This window comes from Aquabacterium sp. A7-Y, from assembly GCF_026153205.1.
Lineage (GTDB): Bacteria > Pseudomonadota > Gammaproteobacteria > Burkholderiales > Burkholderiaceae_C > Caldimonas.
The window spans coordinates 45426-63426 of record NZ_JAPFBW010000028.1 but is presented as its reverse complement, the minus strand read 5'-3'; the positions used below and the strand labels follow the sequence as shown (position 1 = coordinate 63426).

The following is an 18001-nucleotide window of genomic DNA, read 5'->3' as shown; positions in this document are numbered from 1 at the left end:
CGGTTTCAAGCCGGCTTCGTCGCCCTTGCAGCGGTGGCATGGGCCGCGGCCGGGCCGGACACCATCACGCTGGCCGCGGCGGTTTCCTCCCGGCCATTCGCCAGCGGCGGCCAGTGCTTGAGCATCGAGCGCCGCAGCAGGGCCACGCCCGGCCCCTTGGCCGCGGTGAAGCTGCGCTCGATGACGTGGGTGACCAGCCGGCGTCGGATCCGCTCGGTGATGACCACGGTGGAGCAGCGTGTGCCGTAACGGCCGTCCGGCGTGCGGATGAAGGCCGGCGACAGCCAGCGTTCCCACTCGACCGACACGCCCGTGTGGGGCAGGAACTCGTCGGCGATCTCGGTGCGGTCGCCCAGCGCCTCGAAGAGCCGCTCGGCCAGCGCATCGGCCGTCTCGGCCTCGCGCAGCGCGGAGCGCATGTGCTGCTTGAGCCGCTCGACCTTGGGCCAGGGGGTGTCCAGCGAAGCATTGGACAGGCCGTAGACGCCGCGCTCCAGGCGCTTTGGAAAACGCTCCCGGTTGGAACCCCAGAAACACTCGCCCTGCCGGAAGTCGGCCGCCAGCACGTTGAAGCCGTTGTAGCCGGACAGGCCCACCTGCATCCAGTAGCGATCCATCGGCAGGTCACCCCGCAGCCACAGCGGCACGATCTCGCCGCGCGAAGGGGCGCCGGGGTCGAGGTCGGAGGGGTTGCGCACATTGGTCACGAGCGCGAAGCGGCCCTGCTGGGTCAGGCCCATCCAGGTGCCGCCGCCCTTGAGGTCGCGGCCGCCCAGGATCTCGGGGCCGCCGCCGGTGGGCGTCCACCAGGCCAGCCGTGCGGCCGGCCGGTCGAAGTACTCGTCACGGTTGGACGCCACCACCAGCGGGAAGCGCCGGCTCGCGTCGACAGCGAAGGCTACCAGGCACATGGCACGAACACCTCCGTGTGCCGCGGCCCCTGCAGCCAGGGCGACAGCGCCTCTGCCGCCGCGGCGATCTCCGCCTCCAGCACCGGGCCCACTCCCTCTGCCTGCATATAAATCTCCATCCAGGTCTGCACGCCGTCTTTCTCTTGAGGGCGGCGCCACAGCTCGGCCTGCAGGCCGGGATGGCGCGCGCGCAGCGCGTCTTGCATCGCCCCGGCCGCACGCAGCGCTAGGGCGGCGTCGGCGGAGGCGATTCGATAGTAGATGAAAAGGCGGCGCACCTCGGGAGCCCGGACGTGAACTAATGCGGAGCCGGCGAGGCCGCCGGGGGGGAGGAAGTCACGCCCGGCTCAGCTTTCGGTGGGCAGGCTGTAGGGCAGGGGCAGCAGGGTCAGCGGCGGGCCGTCGGCGCTGCCCAGGTGCAGGCTGCCCGCTTCGGCCGCCGCCAGCTTGAGCTCGGCGAACAGGTCCCAGGCCGGCTCGCCGCGGCCCGCCGGCACCGCGGCGGCGTTGGCCACCAGACCGGCCGGCTGGCCGGGGTCGGCGCTGTGGAAGATCTCCTGGCCGGGCTCGGCCGGCACGCCGGCACGCAGCAGGAAGCCGCGGCGCTTGAGCGTGCCGCGGTACTGGCTGCGCGCCACCACTTCCTGGCCCGGGTAGCAGCCTTTCTTGAAGCTCACGCCGCCGACCGCTTCGAGGTTGACCATCTGCGGCACGAACTGCTCCATCGTCGCGGGCAGGATGGTCGGCACCCCGCTTTGCACCTCCAGCCACTGCCAGCTCGCCAGCGGCAGCGCGGGCAGGGCCTGCTCCGCAGCCGACCCGGCGTCGGCCGGCTGCACCCACAGGTAGCGAGGCTGGCCGGCCGCGTCGGGCAGGCGCACGATGCTGGTGTCGGCGTCGGCATGGCGGCCCCAGACCGCGGCCGGGGCACGCTCGCCCAGCCAGTCACGCGCGGCCGCGCCGGCCAGACCCAGCAGCTGCCGCGTCGCGGTCGCGTCGCTGAGCTTGGCCTTGGCGCGCAGGACGAACATCGACAGCCGCTTCTGCGCTGCCGGCAGTTGCTCCCTGGGCAGGGCCAGCAGCACCCGCTCGGCCGACTCCTTCCAGCCGACAAAACTGAACATCAGCCGGCCCTTGGGCGAACACAGGCCCGCCAGCCTCGCCTCGGCCGGTCCGAGCAGCGCGAAATCCTGGGTCAGCTGGCTGTGCAGGAAAGACGCGGCGTCCGCGCCGTCCACCGCGATGAGTCCCCAGTGGCTCAAGACGGCAGCACCCTCGACGGGCGTTTCGGAGGTCTGGATGGAGCTATCGGTATTCATGCCTCCATTATGATCAGCCCCCGTTCACCGGATAAGGCCAGGGTCACCTCTCGGCCTTCCGCCCTCCCACCGGATCCACTGCCATGCGTCTGCTGAAACGCCTGCTGGGCGTCCTCCTGCTGCTCGCGGTGCTGCTCACCGCGCTTGTCGGCGGGGCCGCGCTGTGGTGGCTGCACGAGCCGCTGCCCCTGTCCTCGCCCTCGGTCGAGTTTTCCGTCGAGAGCGGCATGAAACCACGCCAGATCGCCGAAGGCTGGGTCGCGGCCGGCGTGCAGACGCCGGCGCTGGCGCTGTATGAGTGGTTCCGCTGGTCGGGGCAGTCGCGCAGCATCCGCGCCGGCAGCTACGAGATCGGGCCGGGCACGACACCGCGCGAGCTGCTGCGCAAGATGGTGCGGGGCGACGAGACGCTCGCGACGGTCAAGCTGATCGAGGGCTGGACCTTCCGCCAGTTCCGCGCCGAACTCGCGCGTGCGCCGGGCCTCAAGCCCACCACCGCGACCCTCAGCGATGCCGAGATCATGGCCGCGCTGGGCGCGCCCGAGCGCCACCCGGAGGGCCGGTTTTTCCCCGACACCTATGCCTACAGCAAGGGCAGCAGCGACATGGCGGTGATGCAGCGGGCCTACCGCGCGATGGAGCGCAAGCTCGCCGAGGCCTGGGGTGCGCGCGGGCCCCGAGCCAGCGTGAAAACGCCCGACGAGGCGCTGATCCTGGCCTCCATCGTCGAGAAGGAGACCGGGCTGTCGACCGACCGCGCGATGGTCAGCGGGGTGTTCAACAACCGCCTGCGCACCGGCATGCCGCTGCAGACCGACCCGACGGTGATCTACGGCCTGGGCGAGCGCTTCGACGGCAACCTGCGCAAGCGCGACCTGCAGGCCGACACGCCCTACAACACCTATCTCCGCGGCGGCCTGCCGCCGACGCCGATCGCGATGCCCGGCAAGGCCTCTTTGCTCGCGGCCGTGCAACCGGCCGACACCAAGGCGCTGTATTTCGTCGCCCGCGGCGACGGCAGCAGCGTCTTCAGCGACGACCTGCCCGCGCATAATCGGGCGGTCGACCAGTTCCAGCGCAAGCGCTGACGGTTGTCTCTCGCAGTTCCAGCACAACAACCCGAGCAGTAGCGCGACGCCATGAGCGGCTTTTTCATCACCTTCGAGGGCATAGACGGCGCCGGCAAGTCCACCCACATCGAGACGCTCGCGGCACGGCTGCGCGCCGCCGGCCGCGACGTCGTGCTGACCCGCGAGCCCGGTGGCACCCCGCTGGCCGAGAGCCTGCGCGAGCTGGTGCTGCACCAGCCGATGGACCCGCTGACCGAGGTCCTCCTGATCTTCGCCGCCCGCCGCGACCACCTGCAGCAGGTCATCGAGCCGGCCCTGGCGCGCGGCCAGGTGGTCCTGTGCGACCGCTTCACCGACGCCACCTTCGCCTACCAGGGGGCCGGCCGCGGTTTCGATGCCGGCGTGCTGGCCGAGCTCGAGGGCTGGGTGCAGCAGGGCCGCCAGCCCGACCTGACGCTGTGGTTCGACCTGCCGCCGGAGGTGGCGGCCGAGCGTCTGGCGGGAGCCCGTGTGCCGGACCGCTTCGAGCAGCAGCCGAGCGAGTTCTTCCGCCGCGTTGCCGACGGCTACCGCGCCCGCGCCGACGCGGACCCGCATCGTTTTGTCCGCCTCGACGCCGCGCTCGACCGCGCCGGCGTCGCGGCCCAGCTGGAGGCCGCCCTGGTGCGGCGAGGTTGGTGATGCTGCCCTGGTTCGAGGCGCCCCTGCGCGAGCTGCTGGCCTCGCAGCGCGGCCATGCGGTGCTGCTGGCCGGCCCTCCGGGCATCGGCCAGTTCGAGCTGGCGTTGGCCTTGGCCCAGGCCTGGCTGTGCGAGGCGCCACCCAAGGCGCCGCGCCAGCCTTGCGGCGAGTGCAGCAGTTGCAAGCTGGTGCAGGCGCGCACCCATCCCGACTTGCTGGTGTTGCTGCCCGAGGCGCTGCAGGAAGAGCTGGGCTGGTCGCTCGGCGACGCGGAGGTCGAGACGGCCAAGGCCAAGGCGAGCAAGGCCAAGCCCAGCAAGGAGATCAAGGTCGAGGCGCTGCGGCGCGCGGTGGAGTTCGCCCAGCAGACCTCCTCGCGCGGGGTGGCCAAGGTGGTGCTGGTGCACCCGGCCGAGCGCATGAACACGATCTCGGCCAACACCTTGCTGAAGACCCTGGAGGAGCCGCCCGGGCAGGCCCGTTTTGTCCTCAGCAGCGAAGCCATCGAGGCCTTGCTGCCGACCATCCGCAGTCGCTGCCAGCTGATGCGCCTGGCGCCGCCCGCCGAGGCGATGGCGCGCGAGTGGCTGCAGGCGCAAGGGCTGGCCGGCGCCGACGTGCTGCTGGCGGCCGCCGGGCAGTACCCGCTGGCGGCGCAGCAGCTGGTCCGGCAGGGGCTGAACGCGGCGGCCTGGCAGGAACTGCCGGGGCGCCTGGCGGCCGGCGAGGCCGCCGCGCTGTCGGGCTGGCCGGTGCCGCTGGCCGTGGAGACCTTGCAGAAGGTCTGCCACGACGCCTTGTGCGTCACCGTGGGGGCGCAGCCGCGCTATTTTCCGGCCGCATCCTTCAAAGGCCTGCGCGCGGGGCTTGCCGGCCTCACGGCCTGGGGCGCCGAGCTGCGACGTGCAGCACGTCACGAAGAGCACGCCTGGAACGCCGGGCTGATGCTGGACGCGCTTGTTGGGCAGGCGCGGCGCGCCTTACACTCCGCCGCATGAGTGAAACCAGCCTTCGTCCCGCCCCTGCGGGCGGCGCTCCCGCCGCGGCCGGAGCGCCGGCACGCCCGAGCGTCATCCAGCTGGTATTCCGCGAGAAGGGCGCGCTCTACGCGGCCTACATCTCGGTGTTCGCCGACGGCGGGCTGTTCGTGCCGACCACCCGCGACTACAAGCTGGGCGAGGACATCTACCTGCTGCTGTCGCTGCCCGAGGATCCGCAGCGCTACCCGGTGGCCGGCAAGGTCGCCTGGATCACCCCGGCCAATGCCTCCGGCGGCCGCACCCAGGGCGTCGGCGTGCGTTTCCCCAGCGACGAGAAGTCGCGCCTGCTGAAGGTGCGCATCGAGGAACTGCTGGGCACCGCGATCCAGTCGGCCAAACCCACCCAGACGCTCTGAACATCGCCCCGCCCGGGGGTCCGAGGCGCCAGCCGGTGTAGGCTAGGCGCCTGTTTTGTTTTGCCCCGCCTTTTCCTCACAATGTTCGTCGACTCCCACTGCCACCTCAGCTTCCCCGAACTGGCCGAGAACCTCGAGGCCATCCGCACCGCGATGCAGGCGGCCCAGGTCGACCGGGCCCTGTGCATCTGCACCACCCTGGAGGAGTTCGAGGCGGTGCATGCCCTGGCCCGGCGCTACGACAACTTCTGGGCCAGCGCCGGCGTGCACCCGGACAACGAGGATGTCGCGGAGCCCACGCTGGACGGCCTGATCGAACTGGGGTCGCGCGACAAGGTCGTTGCCATCGGCGAGACCGGCCTCGACTACTACCGACTCAACGGCCGCAGCCTTGCCGACATGGAGTGGCAGCGCGAGCGCTTCCGGGTCCACATCCGGGCGGCCCGGGCCCTCGGCAAGCCGCTCGTGATCCACACCCGCCAGGCCTCCGACGACACCGTGGCGATCCTGCGCGAAGAGGGCCAGGGGCAGGTGGGCGGTGTGTTCCACTGTTTCACCGAGACCCAGCAGGTGGCCGATGCGGCACTCTCGCTCGGCTTCTACATCTCCTTCTCAGGCATCCTCACCTTCAAGAACGCCGCCGAGCTGCGTGAGGTGGCGCGGCAGGTGCCGCTGGAGCGCTGCCTGATCGAGACCGACAGCCCCTACCTGGCGCCGGCGCCCTACCGGGGCAAGACCAACAACCCCTCCTACGTGCCTTTTGTCGCGCGGCAGATCGCCGAACTCAAGGGCCTGTCGGTCGAGGCGGTGGCGGAGGCGACGAGCCGGAATTTCGAACGCCTGTTCGGTCTGCCGACACCTGCGGCCGGGTGAAAAGCCGTGCGAGCGCAGTTCGGGTTCTTCTTTCAGAATCCAACCTAAGCACTTGATCTTGCCCTTATTTTTCGGTGTATTCCAACCGTGCAGGGAAAGGTGCAAAAAATGAAGCGATTTCTCAAGAATGTTCTGCAAGTAGTTCTGGCGACTGGGGTTTCCTGCGCTGCTGCGGGCTCCTACGAAGATTATTTCCAGGCGATCAAGCGCAATGACGCGCGCAGCATCGTGCGGCTCCTGAACCGGGGTTTCGATCCCAACACGGTCGATCCCGAAGGCCGGGTCGGCCTGCTGCTGGCCTTGCAGGAGCCTTCGCCGAAGGTGGCCGAAGCCCTGTTGTCGCACCCGGGCATCGATGTCAACCGCCTGAACGGCGTGGGCGAGTCGCCGCTGATGATGGCCGCGCTCAAGGGGGAGCTGGCGTGGTGCGAGCGCCTGATCGCACACGACGCGGACGTCAACAAGCCGGGCTGGACGCCGCTGCACTACGCGGCCAGCGGTGGCAAAGTGCCCGTCATCGCGCTGCTGCTGGAGCACCACGCCTTCATCGATGCCCAATCGCCCAACCACACCACGCCGCTGATGATGGCGGCCCGCTACGGCACCGAGGAGGCCGCGCGGGCCCTGCTGGACGCCGGGGCCGACCCGACCATGCGCAACGAGAAAGGCCTGAGCGCGGCCGATTTCGCGCGCAGCGTAGGGCGCGAAGAACTGGCCCGGGTGATCGAGGCCCACGAGCGCACCTACAACACCGGAAGCCGCGACACAGCGACACCGTCGGGAGCGAAGTAGGGAAGTTGTCAGGCGGATTCCGACCCCTGTTTGGCGAGGGGCCGACTACCCCGCCGAGCCGTGGACGCCTACAGTTCGATGCATGCCCACCCTCCACCCAGGAGCACCCGTCATGCAAACCCAACTGCCCGCCGACCCCTTCGCCCTGATGCTGAACCCCGAAGCCGTGTTCAGCGCGATCGAGAGTTCCGAGCGCCTGGGCCGCCTGAAACGGCGGGTCTGCCGTCCGCTGGACAAGCCGCTGCTGGCCAACCTGCAGCAGCGCGATGCGGCGGCCTTCGACAAGGCCATCGATGCCGAGCCCGAGACGGAGGTCGACATCGAGATCGACACCGCCCACCCGGCCGCCGACCCGCAAGCCTGAGCCCGCTCCTGATCTCCTTCAGTTCGTGGCCAGCAGTTCGCGATACACGTCGACGTACTGCTGCGCCCTGTCTCTCCAGTCCAAGGGCTGCGCCATGCAGCGCTGCTGCAACATCCGCCAGCCGGCGGGCTCGTGCCAGGCGTCCAGCACGCGCTCCAGGCAGGCCTGAAAGGCTGGCGCCGACGGCTCCCTGAAACAGAAGCCGGTGCCTCGCGCCGGCGCGGCCGACTGGTCGACCACCGTGTCGGCCAGGCCGCCGGTGGCACGCACCACCGGTGGCGTGCCGTAGGCCTGGCTGTACATCTGGTTGAGCCCGCAGGGCTCGAAGCGCGAGGGCATCAGGTAGGCGTCCGAGCCGGCCTCGATCTGGTGAGCCAGCGCCTCGTCGAAACCGATCTGCACCGCCACCTGCCGAGGCTGTGCGGCAGCGGCCTCCTGCAGGCGCTGCTCCAGCACCGGATCGCCCTGGCCCAGTACCGCCAGCTGGGCGCCCTGCGAGAGCAGCCAGGGCAGCACCTCGAGCACCAGGTCGATGCCCTTCTGCTCGGTCAGCCGGCTGACCAGCCCGAACAGCGGCGCATGCGCTGCCTCGGCCAGGCCGAGACGGCGCTGCAAGGCCGTCTTGTTGACGGCCTTGGCGTCCAGCCGACCGGCGTCGTAGCCCTGGGCGAGGTGGGGGTCGTCGGCCGGGTCCCAGACCGAGGTGTCGATGCCGTTGAGGATGCCGCACAAGCGCCCGGCGCGGTCGCGCAGGATGCCGTCGAAGCCGCAGCCGTGGGTTTCCTGCTGGATCTCGCGAGCATAGGTCGGGCTCACCGCGGTCACCGCGTCCGAGAAGTTGATGCCGGCCTTGAGGAAAGAGATCTGCCCCCAGTACTCCACCGCATGCGGGCCCAGCCAGTCACCGGGCAGCCCCAGCTCGTGGGCCCGTCCGAGCGGGAACAGGCCCTGGAAGGCGAGGTTGTGTATGGTCATCACGCTGCGCGCCGTGCGGCCCGGCAGCACGCGCAGCCAGGCAGGCGCCAGGCCGGTCGGCCAGTCATTGCAATGCAGCAGCTCGGGCCGCCAGTGGGGCCACGGCGAGGTGTCGCAGCCCAGCTCGGCGGCGACGCGGGACAGCAGGCCGAAACGCAGCGCGTTGTCGCCGCCACTGTCGTCATACGGACCGCCGGGGCGGTCGTAGTAGCCCGGGCAGTCGAGCAGCAGCAGCTCGACGCCGCCGTGCCGGCCGGCGCCCAGCAGGCGCGCCGGCGGGAAGGGGCCGTCGCCGGGTCGCGCACCGAGGATCTCGGCATCGCGCGCCAGCTGGCGCAGGCCGGGATAGGCCGGCATCAGCAGCTTGACGTCGTGGCCGTGCTCGGCGAGTGCGCGCGGCAGCGCCGCGCTGACGTCGCCGAGGCCGCCGGTTTTCACCCAGGGGGCGCATTCGGGTGTGACGAAAAGGATCTTGAGGGACTGCGGCATGCGAGGGGCAGGAGCTTGGAAACAAGGTCAGGGGACGCGGTCCGGGGCCGGTAACGGGCCGGACCTGTCGTCGGGCACCAGCACCGCCACCGGCAACGCTGACAGCAAGGTCGCCAGCGGCAGGCCTCCGTCCTGGCCTGCAGCCTCGACCGTGCGGCCGGTGATGGCGTCGCGCCAGCGGCGGCCCTGGAAGCCGGCCGGCAGCAGCAGCGCGGTGTCCTCCCAGGTGGCGGCATCGCCGAGTGCTTGCGGCCGTCCTCCGCTGAGTCGGTGCAGCAGGCGTGTCGCGATCGTGATGCAGGCCGCCCTGCCGCGCTCGCGGCAGAAGGCGACGAGGTGCTCGGCTGCCGGGCCGCGCGCCTCCAGCGGCTGGTAGCGCCCGCGCTCGAACAGCTCGGGCTCGCGGCGGCGCAGCTGCAGCAGGCGCCAGGTCAGCAGCAGCTTGAGGCGACCGTCGGCCAGCTCCCGACGCAGCTGCGCCAGCGCGGCGTCCGGCAGCGCGGCCAGCGGCTCCGGCGTGCCGGCTGGAGCGCACAGGCCTTGCAAGCCTTCGAGGGCGGCCTGCAAGCCGGCGAAGTCGACCGGGCGGCGGTTGTCGGGGTCGACCAGACTGAAGTTCCAGGTCTCGCAGCCCTGGTAGATGTCCGGCACCCCGGGCGACGTGAGTTTCAAGGCCACCAGGCTGAGGCTGTTGTAGCAGCCGAAAGGCGCCAGCGCCTGCACGAAGGACTGCAGCTCGCCAAGGAAGGGGTTGGGCGCGGGCTGGCGCAGCAGGGCGTCGATGAAACGCTCCAGGCCGGCTTCGTAGTCCGGGTTCGGATCGATCCAGCTGGTGTGCTGCTTGGCTTCACGCACCGCCTTCTGCATGTAGGCCTGCACCCGCTCGCGCAGCGCCTCGAGCTGCGCGGCGTCGGGCGTCTGCAGGGGCCAGACGCCGAACAGGGTCTGGTACAACAGGTACTGGTCGTTGGCGTCGGGCGCCTGCCCGCCGTCGAGTGAAGGCAGCTGGCGTTCGGCCAGCGCGCGCCAGCGTTGCAGCGTCTCTTCCCAGAGCCCGGGCAGCTCGCTCAGCACGTCGATGCGCGCGCGCAGGTCTTCCGAGCGCTTGCTGTCGTGCGTGGAGCTGCCCAGCAGGGTGTGGGGCATGAAGCGCGCGCGGGTCTGGTTGGCGACGTGGAAGGCCGCCACCGTGGTGCCGAACTGGCGCGGGTCGCCGCCGACGTCGTTGAGCGAGACCAGCCGGTGGTAGCGGTAGAAGGCGGTGTCCTCCATGGCCTTGGCCATCACCGGCGCGGTGAACTGCTGAAAACGCGTGACGAAGGCGAGCAGGGCGCTGCGCTGCTGCGGGTCGGGCTCGGTGCCGGCGTGCAGCATCAGTTCGCGCAGGTGGTCCAGGGTCGCGGCGGCGGCTTCGCTGCTGCGTCGGCGGGCCGTCGCGGTGGCCCAGTCCAGGTGTTCGCGGTCGATCGGGTCGACCTCACCCTCGCCGATGTAGGTGCGGTAGACCGGGAAAGCGGCGGCCAGCTCGGTCAACGCAGCTTTCAGCGCGTTGCGCGTGAAGTCGCGGGCGCGCCGGTCGCGCTGGCAGATGCGGTGGGCGGCGTCGGTCAGCATCTGCAGGTCGGCCGCCAGCGAGGTCTCGATGATGGCGCGCTTGGCGGCGTAGAGCAGTTCGTCGAAGTCCAGGGGCGTGCCGATGAAAGCAGCGTAGAGCCGGTCGAAGTCGGCCGCGGCGCGGCCATCGACGAACAGGCCGTTCACCTGGTTGGCGAAACGATAGCCGGTGTCGCCGTGCACCGGCCAGCTGGCGGGCCAGCGCTCGTGCTCCGCGAGGATCTTCTCGATCACCAGATAGAGCGCGCGCGGCGACTCACCTTCGGCAGGCCGCTGCAGCGCTGCGTGATGGGCCTGCAGGCGCGTGAAGTAGCCGCACGGATCGGCCAGCCCGTCGGGGTGGTCGATGCGCAGGCCCGCAATGCGGCCCTCGGCGAGCCAGCGCAGCAGCGTGCGGTGGCTGGCTTCGAACACCGACTCGCGCTCCATGCGCACGGCCGCCAGCGTGTTGATGTCAAAAAAGCGTCGGTAGTTGACCTCGTCGCCGGCCACGCGCCAGTAGGCCAGCCGGTAGGCCTGGCGGCGGATCAGCGCATCCAGCGCGTCGAAGCTCGACGCCTGGCCCGGCTGGCCGTTGAGTTCCCGCACGCTCGCTTCTATCCAGGTCGCGAACCAGGACCACGCGCGGCTGCGCTCGGCCAGTTGCCGCTTGAGCAGCGCCTGGTCACGATGCCGCGTGGCGCGCGCCTCGGGCCGTGTGTCGTTGCGGTCGGGCAGGCGGCCGAAAGCGTCCAGCAGCGACTCGACGGCGTGCAAGGCCTCGGCCTGGGTTGTGTCCTGCGGCGGTGGCGCCGGCACGCCGCGGACAATACGACCGTAGTCGCGCGGATCGATGGGGAAGCGGTGGTCGTAATAGCCGAGCCGGAACTCGCCGCGTTCGGCGTCGAAGGACAGCCTCAGCTCGCCGCGCTCCAGCACCTCGCCGTAGGGCCCGCCGAGCACCGGCAGCAGCACGCGGCCGGCCAGCTCGGGCGCGGGCGGCTGCCAATCGATGTCGAAGGTCTCGGCATGTTCCGAGGCGGGGCCGTGTTCCAGCACGTCCAGCCACCAGGCGTTATCGGCCTGCAGCACGCCCATGTGGTTGGGCACGATGTCCAGCAGCTGGTGCATGCCGCGCTCTGTGAGGCTGGCGCAGAGCCGCTCGAAATCCTGCTCGCTGCCGATCTCCGGGTTGAGCGCGTTGTGGTCGACGATGTCGTAGCCGTGCGTGCTGCCGGCGCGCGCCTTGAGGTAGGAGGAGCTGTAGAGGTGGCTGGCACCGAGCGCGTCCAGGTAGGGCACGATCTCGCGCGCCTGTTCAAAGCTGAAGCCGCTGTGCAGCTGCAGCCGGTAGGTGGCGCGCGGCACCAGCGCGGTCTCCAGCGCGGGCAGCGCGGCCGCCGCCGCGGCGGCGGGCTGCTTGCGCGAGCGGCTCAGCGCGCCGGCCACCGCCAGCAGGCGCCAGTCATGGCCCAGCTGCTCCAGCCCCACTTCGAGTTTGCGGCGCCAGTTGGGCCAGCGCTCCTCGGTGGTGCCGGGCAGGTTGACCTGCTCGAGCTGCAGCAGCACGTCCTCCAGCTGCACGCCCACCAGCTGCGACGCGGTACGCCCGAGCAGCTCGTAGACGGCGGCGGTCAGCTCAGGCGTCGGCTCGGCCGCCGCCGGACGCGCGGCCTCGCCGGGAGGCTGCAGGCCTTCGGCCTCCAGCGCCAGCAGCAGCCGCGTGCGGTCGGCCGCCCGATCCACGCTGTGGCGGCTGAAGGCGGTCTCGCTGGGATAGAGCCCGAGGCGCCGCCGCAGGGCGATGTCCTCGCCGCGCCAGAAGCCGCGCAAGGTGGGCAGGTCGTGGGTGCCGGCCACGGCCAAGGCCTCGGACTTCCACGCCGCGGGGCTGCGGAAGCCGCCGGACTCGTCATGCGCGAAGTAGAGCGGACAGTAGGAAAACACGCCGAAGCGCTGCATCGCTTGCTGCACCTCGGGCGGCACGGTGCCCAGGTCCTCGCCGATCACCAGGCAGCGCTGGCGCACGCTCTCGAGCGCGACGATGGCCATCAGCTCGTCGATGCGGTAGTGCACATAGGCGCCTCCCTCGCGGCCCGAGGGGATCCAGAACAGCCGCCGCAGTGCCATCACATGGTCCAGCCGCAGCGCGCCGGCCGAGCGCATGTTGGAGCGCAGCGTCTGCACGAAGGGCTGGTAGGCCGCCTGGCGCAGCGCATCGGGGCGCGGCGGCGGCAGGCCCCAGTCCTGGCCACCAGGGTTGAGTTCGTCGGGCGGAGCGCCGACATGCACGCCGCCGGCATACAGCCCCGGCGACGACCAGGTTTCCGCGCCGCCTTCATTGGAGCCGACCGCGAGGTCGCGGTACAGGCCCAGCGCCATGCCCAGCTGCTCGGCCCGTGTGGCGGCGGCCTGCAGCTGGACGTCGGCCTGCCATTGCAGGTATTCATAAAACTCGACGCGCTCGATCTGCTCGGCCTCGAAGGCCGCAACGGCCTCGCTGCCGCGGTCTCGGAAGGCCTCGGGCCAGGCCGGCCAGCCCCACATCGCGGGGTCCTGGCGGTGGAAATGGGCCTGCAGCGCCTCGAACAAGGCTTGGTGCCGCAGCAAGGGGCCGCGCTCCTGCTGGAAGCCGCGGAAGGCCAGGGCCTCCTCGCTGCCACGGCTCAAGGCGACCGCACGGAAGTGGGCATACAGCCGCTCCAGCACCTCCAGCTTGACCGCGGCCACCCCGGGGTAGTCGACCAGCGGGCTCTCGCGCAGCGCCTGCAGTCGCTGCTGGAAGGCCTGCGACTGCACGTGCCGGGCCGCGGCTTCGCACTCGGCATAGCCGTCGATCGCCTCCACGTCCAGGTAGAGCACGTTCAGCAGGCAGCGGTTGGACGGGCTGTAGGGGCTGGCCTGATGCGGCGCATGCAGGAACAGCGCATGCAGCGGGTTGAGGCCGACGAAAGAGGCGCCCAGCGCGGCGGCGGTCTGCAGCAGCTGCTGCAGGTCCGAGAAGTCGCCGATGCCCCAGTTGCGCGACGAGCGCAGGGCATACAGCTGCACGCACAAGCCCCACAGGCGCTCGCCCGCCTCGATGGCGGGTGGCCGCCAGCAGCGCTCGGGACAGACGATCACGGTGGTGCGCGCCAGCGGCTCGCCGTCCTGGCTCAGGCGCAGCTCGTGGTAGCCGAGCGGCAGGCCTTCGGGCAGGCGCAGCCAGGACTGTCGGTCGAGTTCGCCCTGCAGGCGCTCGCCGTTCTCGGCCTCGAGTTGCCACGCCAGCCGGCGTCCCTCGGGCAGGTGCAGTTCCAGGCGCTGGCCGTTGCCTTGCAGCAGCACCAGCACCGGCGGCAGCAGCGCGCCGGCTTCCGCCTCGACCACATGGGTGAGGCTGTGGCGGACCGCCTCGTCGCTGCCGGCCGAATGGCCGAGCGCCTGCAGCAGCGCCCGCAAGGTCTCCGCGGGCACCTGCTGCTCGCGGTTCCAGCAATCGAGGTAGCGGGTGGCCAGACCGACCCGCTCGCACAGTTGTTCCAGGGCCTCCTGCGTCCGTGTATCCATCAACTCACCTCGTGCCCCCAGTACCAGCGCCCGGCCCAGGGGCTGAGCGAGTCGGCCACCACGTCACCCAGGCTGTAAAGCAGGGACGCGTCGTCCATGCCACGCGGCTGAGAACGCTGCTCCAGCCGGCAGCTGCGGTGCTGCGGATTGATCAGCATCTCCAGAGCGGCGTTGCCTTCGAAGCGCCATCGCACCCGCAAGGCGCCGTCGCTGCCGATCTCGGCGCTGTGGGCGCCGGTGCGCAGGCCGGGCAGCTGCGGCGTGATCGCGCGCGCCCTCAGCGCCAGCAGCTCGGCGTAGAGCTTGCGCCATTCGCGGTGCGCGACCGCCTGCGCGCTGACCCAGTCCAGCTTGCTGCGCTCGAAGGTGGCGATCGAGCAAGGGTCGGGCAGATCGCCGCGCCGGGCCGCCTCGGCATAACGCGGGAAGTGCTCAAACTCGCGGCGTCGGCCTTGCTGCACCGCCTCGCGCAGCTCGCCACTCCAGTCGGCGAAATAGAGGAAGGGAGTGGTCGCGCCGAACTCCTCGCCCATGAACAGCAAGGGCGGGGTGGGCGAGAGCAGGCAGACCGCGGTGGCGAGCCTCAGCGAGGCGTCGTCGGCCAGCTGCGTGAGCCGCTCGCCGAAGGCGCGGTTGCCGATCTGGTCGTGGTTCTGCAGGAAGTTGACCGTGGTGCTCAGCGGCACGCTGCCTTCGGCCGCCTGGCGCGGCGCGGCATGCTCGCTGTTGTGCGGCCCGCCCTGACGCGCGAAGCCGTGGGTCAGGCAGCGCGCCAGCTGCTCCAGCGGGCGGTCGTACTCGGCGTAGTAGCCGTCGTGCTCGTCGGTCAGCAGCACGTGCAGGGTGTGGTGGAAGTCACCGTTCCACTGGCCTTCGTAGCGGCCCGGCGTGCGCGGCGCCGCCAGCCGGCGCGCGTCGTTGCTGTCGTTCTCCAGCACGAGGTGGATGTGGCGGTCCGGGAGGGCCTCGCGCACCCGGGTCGAGATGGCCTCGAGGATGTCGGGGCGGCTGTTGTCCAGCATCGCGTGCACGGCATCGAAGCGCAGCCCGTCGAAGCGGTATTCCTGCAGCCAGTACAGCGCGTTGTGGATGAAAAACTCGCGCACCGTCTCGCTTCCCGGCGCGTCGAAGTTCACCGCCGGGCCCCAGGCGGTCTTGTGGGTGTCGGTGAAAAACTGTGGCGCGTAGCGCGACAGGTAGTTGCCATCCGGCCCGAAGTGGTTGTAGACCACGTCGAGGAACACCATCATGTTGAGTCGGTGGGCCGTCTGAATGAAACGCTTGAGGTCCTGAGGGCTGCCATAGGGGGCATGGGGCGCATAAGGCAGCACGCCGTCATAGCCCCAGCCGAAGCGCCCCGGGAAACCGTTGAGCGGCATCAGCTGCACCGCCGTGATGCCCAACTGGGCCAGCGCGGGCAGTTGGGCTTCGGCGGCTGCGTAGGTGCCGGCCGGCGTGAAGCAGCCGACATGCAGTTCGTAGATCACCGCCTCGTGCCAGGGGCGCCCGCTCCACGCGGTGTCCCAGTCGAACTTGGCCGGGTCGAACAGCTGGCAGGGTCCGTGCGGACCTTCGGGGTTGAAGCGCGACGCGGGGTCGGGCACGCGCAGCTCGCCATCGATCTCCCACTGGTAGAGATCGCCGGCCGCGGCGCCGGGCGCCACCACGCTGTACCAGCCATCGGTCAGCGCATGGGCGTCCAGGATCTCCGGGTCCTTGGTCGGGTGGCGTAGCACCAGCCGCGCCGAGCGCGCCGCGGGGGCCCAGAGGCGGAACTGCGCTCCGCCTTCCGGCCGCAGCCGAGCGCCGAAGGGCATCTCGTGTACGTGTTGCATCCCTTGCTCCTGGGTCAAGTGGAGGGCTGTGTGAGTACAGCAATCGAGCGGCCCGCGACGACGTAGCGGCCTTGCGTCGCCTGGCCTTCAAAAGCGGGCAGGCCGCGGGGCGTGCGGGTGTCGAAACGCGGCAGCCAGCGCGGGCCGTGGTGGTCGGGCAGCACGAAGTCCACCGCGTCCTGACCGGCGTTGAGCAGGATCAGCACCGAGTCGCCCGTGACCGCTTCGCCATGTTCGTTGCGCTGGTCGGTCTTCGCGCCGCAGACCAGCGCCGCCAGCGCCCCGAGACCGTGCTGCACCCAGTCCTCCGAGGACATTTCCTTGCCGCGCGGCGTCAGCCAGGTGATGTCCCTGTGGCCATCGGCGTCGGCCTCGCCGGAGAAAAACGAGTTGCGCCTGAGCGCCGGCTGGGCTTGCCTGAACGCCACCAGCCGGGCCACGTAGTCGCACAGCTGCCGGGCCCGCGCGTCGTCGGGCCAGGCCAGCCAACTCAGCTCGTTGTCCTGGCAGTAGCCGTTGTTGTTGCCGCGCTGGGTGCGTCCCATCTCGTCGCCGCCCAGCAGCAGCGGCGTGCCCTGCGACAGCAGCAGCGTCAGCAGCAGGTTGCGCTTCTGGCGTTCGCGCAGTGCCAGCACCATTTCGTCGTCGGTGTCGCCCTCGGCGCCGCAGTTCCAGCTGCGGTTGTGGTTGTCACCGTCACGGTTGTTTTCTCCGTTGGCGAGGTTGTGCTTCTCGTTGTAGGAGACGAGGTCCTGCAAGGTGAAGCCATCGTGCACGGTGACCAGGTTGATGCTGTCGGTCGGCCGGCGCCGCGCATGCTGGTAGATGTCACTGGAGCCGCACAGGCGCTTGGACAACTCGGGCAGGTTGACATCCTGGCCCCGCCAGAAGTCGCGCACGGTGTCGCGGTAGCGGCCGTTCCACTCCGCCCAGCCTGGCGGGAAGCCGCCCACCTGGTAGCCGCCTTCACCCAGGTCCCAGGGTTCGGCAATCAGCTTGACGCGGGACAGCACCGGGTCCTGCGCGATGGCGGAGAAAAAGCTGCTGTGCGGGTCGAAGCCCGAGGCGCCGCGCCCGAGCGCCGATGCGAGATCGAAACGAAAGCCGTCCACGTGCATCTGGGTCACCCAGTAGCGCAGGCTGTCCATGATCAGGCGCAGCACCGCGGGATGGCGCGTGTTGACGGTGTTGCCGCAGCCGGTGACGTCGGCGTAGTGGCGGCGCTGGCTGTCTTTCAGCCGATAGTAAGCCGGGTTGTCGATGCCCTTGAAGGAGAAGGTGGGGCCGAGGTGGCTGCCCTCGGCGGTGTGGTTGTAGACCACATCGAGGATCACTTCGATGCCGGCCGCGTGCAGCGCCTTCACCATCTGCTTGAACTCGTTGATGGACTTGCTCGCGCTGTAGCGCATCTCCGGCGCGAAGTAGCCGACGCTGTTGTAACCCCAGTAGTTGCGCAGTCCCAGCTGGACCAGCCGGTCGTCGTCGAAGAAGGCGTGCACGGGCAGCAGCTCGACCGCGGTGACACCCAGCCTTTTCAAGTGGGCGATGGCCGGTTCGCTGGCGAAGCCGGCGTAGGTGCCGCGCAGCTCGGGCGGCACCTGGGGATGCAGCCGCGTGTAGCCCTTGACATGCACCTCGTAGATCAGCGTCTCCGACCACGGGGTGTGCAGCAGCCCGTCGCTGCCCCAGTCGAAGCTTTCGTCCACCACTTCGCACTTGGGCAAAAAGGCCGCGTTGTCGCGTGTGTCGAAGGACAGGTCCTCGTCCTCGGCGTCCGGGTCGTGGCCGTAGTGGGCCGGGGTCCAGCGCAGCTCCCCCTGGATCGAGCGGGCATAGGGGTCCAGCAGCAGCTTGTTCGGATTGCAGCGCAGGCCGTGCTCGGGTTCGTAAGGTCCGTGCACGCGGAAGCCGTAGAGGTCGCCCGGCTTGCAGCCCGGCACATAGCCATACCAGACATTGTGGTGGTGGTGCTCCAGCTCGATGCGCCGGCTCTCGGTCTGCTCAGGCGCATCGAAAAGACACAGTTCCACCTTCTCGGCGATGCCGGAGTACAGCGCGAAGTTGACGCCCCTGCCGTCCCAGGAGGCGCCGAGCGGGTAGGGGCGACCGGTTCTTGTCCGTGGTTTTGACATCGATCCGTGTGGGGCTGTCCGG

General features: G+C 70.3%; 14 protein-coding genes. 7 read left to right on the top strand and 7 right to left on the bottom strand.

The annotated features are described in order from the left end of the window. Positions 1-5: 5 nt before the first annotated feature. The 3 genes from OOT46_RS22610 to OOT46_RS22600 form a co-directional block, all read right to left on the bottom strand. Entirely contained in the window at positions 6-911 is a 906-nt protein-coding gene (locus OOT46_RS22610) for an NRDE family protein (RefSeq protein ID WP_265405890.1), read from the bottom strand. Further along, complete coding sequence (locus OOT46_RS22605; protein WP_265405889.1) at positions 899-1189, bottom strand: DUF4936 family protein; 291 nt, start codon at positions 1187-1189, stop codon at positions 899-901. The genes OOT46_RS22610 and OOT46_RS22605 overlap by 13 nt, the downstream gene beginning before the upstream one ends. A gap of 69 nt (positions 1190-1258) precedes the next feature. Next, on the bottom strand, positions 1259-2230 hold the full coding sequence (locus tag OOT46_RS22600) for a YgfZ/GcvT domain-containing protein (protein WP_265405888.1): 972 nt from the start codon (positions 2228-2230) through the stop codon (positions 1259-1261). An 83-nt stretch (positions 2231-2313) separates the two neighbouring features. Here OOT46_RS22600 and mltG point away from each other — a divergent pair, with 83 nt between their 5' ends. From mltG to OOT46_RS22565, 7 genes are all read left to right on the top strand, one after another. Further along, a complete protein-coding gene (gene mltG, locus OOT46_RS22595; protein WP_265405887.1) occupies positions 2314-3318 on the top strand; it encodes an endolytic transglycosylase MltG in 1005 nt (334 codons plus the stop codon). Positions 3319-3369: 51 nt separating this feature from the next. Beyond that, on the top strand, positions 3370-3981 hold the full coding sequence (tmk, locus tag OOT46_RS22590; protein ID WP_265405886.1) for a dTMP kinase: 612 nt from the start codon (positions 3370-3372) through the stop codon (positions 3979-3981). Then, positions 3981-4979: a DNA polymerase III subunit delta' gene (gene holB, locus OOT46_RS22585; RefSeq protein ID WP_265405885.1), complete on the top strand. Its 999-nt coding sequence runs from the start codon at positions 3981-3983 to the stop codon at positions 4977-4979. The genes tmk and holB overlap by 1 nt, the downstream gene beginning before the upstream one ends. Further along, positions 4976-5377 carry a PilZ domain-containing protein gene (locus OOT46_RS22580; protein ID WP_265405884.1) on the top strand — a complete coding sequence of 134 codons (402 nt, stop codon included), beginning with the start codon at positions 4976-4978 and terminating at the stop codon, positions 5375-5377. The genes holB and OOT46_RS22580 overlap by 4 nt, the downstream gene beginning before the upstream one ends. 81 nt (positions 5378-5458) lie before the next feature. Further along, a complete protein-coding gene (locus tag OOT46_RS22575) occupies positions 5459-6250 on the top strand; it encodes a TatD family hydrolase (protein ID WP_265405883.1) in 792 nt (263 codons plus the stop codon). A 108-nt stretch (positions 6251-6358) separates the two neighbouring features. Further along, positions 6359-7042 (top strand): ankyrin repeat domain-containing protein, encoded by a 684-nt coding sequence (locus OOT46_RS22570; protein WP_265405882.1) that lies wholly within the window; start codon positions 6359-6361, stop codon positions 7040-7042. Between the two features lie 112 nt (positions 7043-7154). Beyond that, positions 7155-7406 carry a hypothetical protein gene (locus OOT46_RS22565; RefSeq protein WP_265405881.1) on the top strand — a complete coding sequence of 84 codons (252 nt, stop codon included), beginning with the start codon at positions 7155-7157 and terminating at the stop codon, positions 7404-7406. Positions 7407-7424: 18 nt separating this feature from the next. On the opposite strand, the gene glgA is transcribed toward OOT46_RS22565, so the two are convergent. Genes glgA through glgX form a run of 4 tightly spaced genes read right to left on the bottom strand, consistent with a single transcriptional unit; the run spans position 7425 to position 17979 of the window. After that, positions 7425-8870 carry a glycogen synthase GlgA gene (gene glgA / locus OOT46_RS22560; RefSeq protein ID WP_265405880.1) on the bottom strand — a complete coding sequence of 482 codons (1446 nt, stop codon included), beginning with the start codon at positions 8868-8870 and terminating at the stop codon, positions 7425-7427. Between the two features lie 27 nt (positions 8871-8897). Further along, entirely contained in the window at positions 8898-14012 is a 5115-nt protein-coding gene (locus OOT46_RS22555) for a malto-oligosyltrehalose synthase (protein ID WP_265405879.1), read from the bottom strand. Continuing rightward, positions 14012-15847 (bottom strand): malto-oligosyltrehalose trehalohydrolase, encoded by a 1836-nt coding sequence (gene treZ, locus OOT46_RS22550; RefSeq protein ID WP_265405878.1) that lies wholly within the window; start codon positions 15845-15847, stop codon positions 14012-14014. The genes OOT46_RS22555 and treZ overlap by 1 nt, the downstream gene beginning before the upstream one ends. A 14-nt stretch (positions 15848-15861) precedes the next feature. Further along, on the bottom strand, positions 15862-17979 hold the full coding sequence (gene glgX / locus OOT46_RS22545; protein WP_265405877.1) for a glycogen debranching protein GlgX: 2118 nt from the start codon (positions 17977-17979) through the stop codon (positions 15862-15864). Positions 17980-18001: the final 22 nt, after the last annotated feature.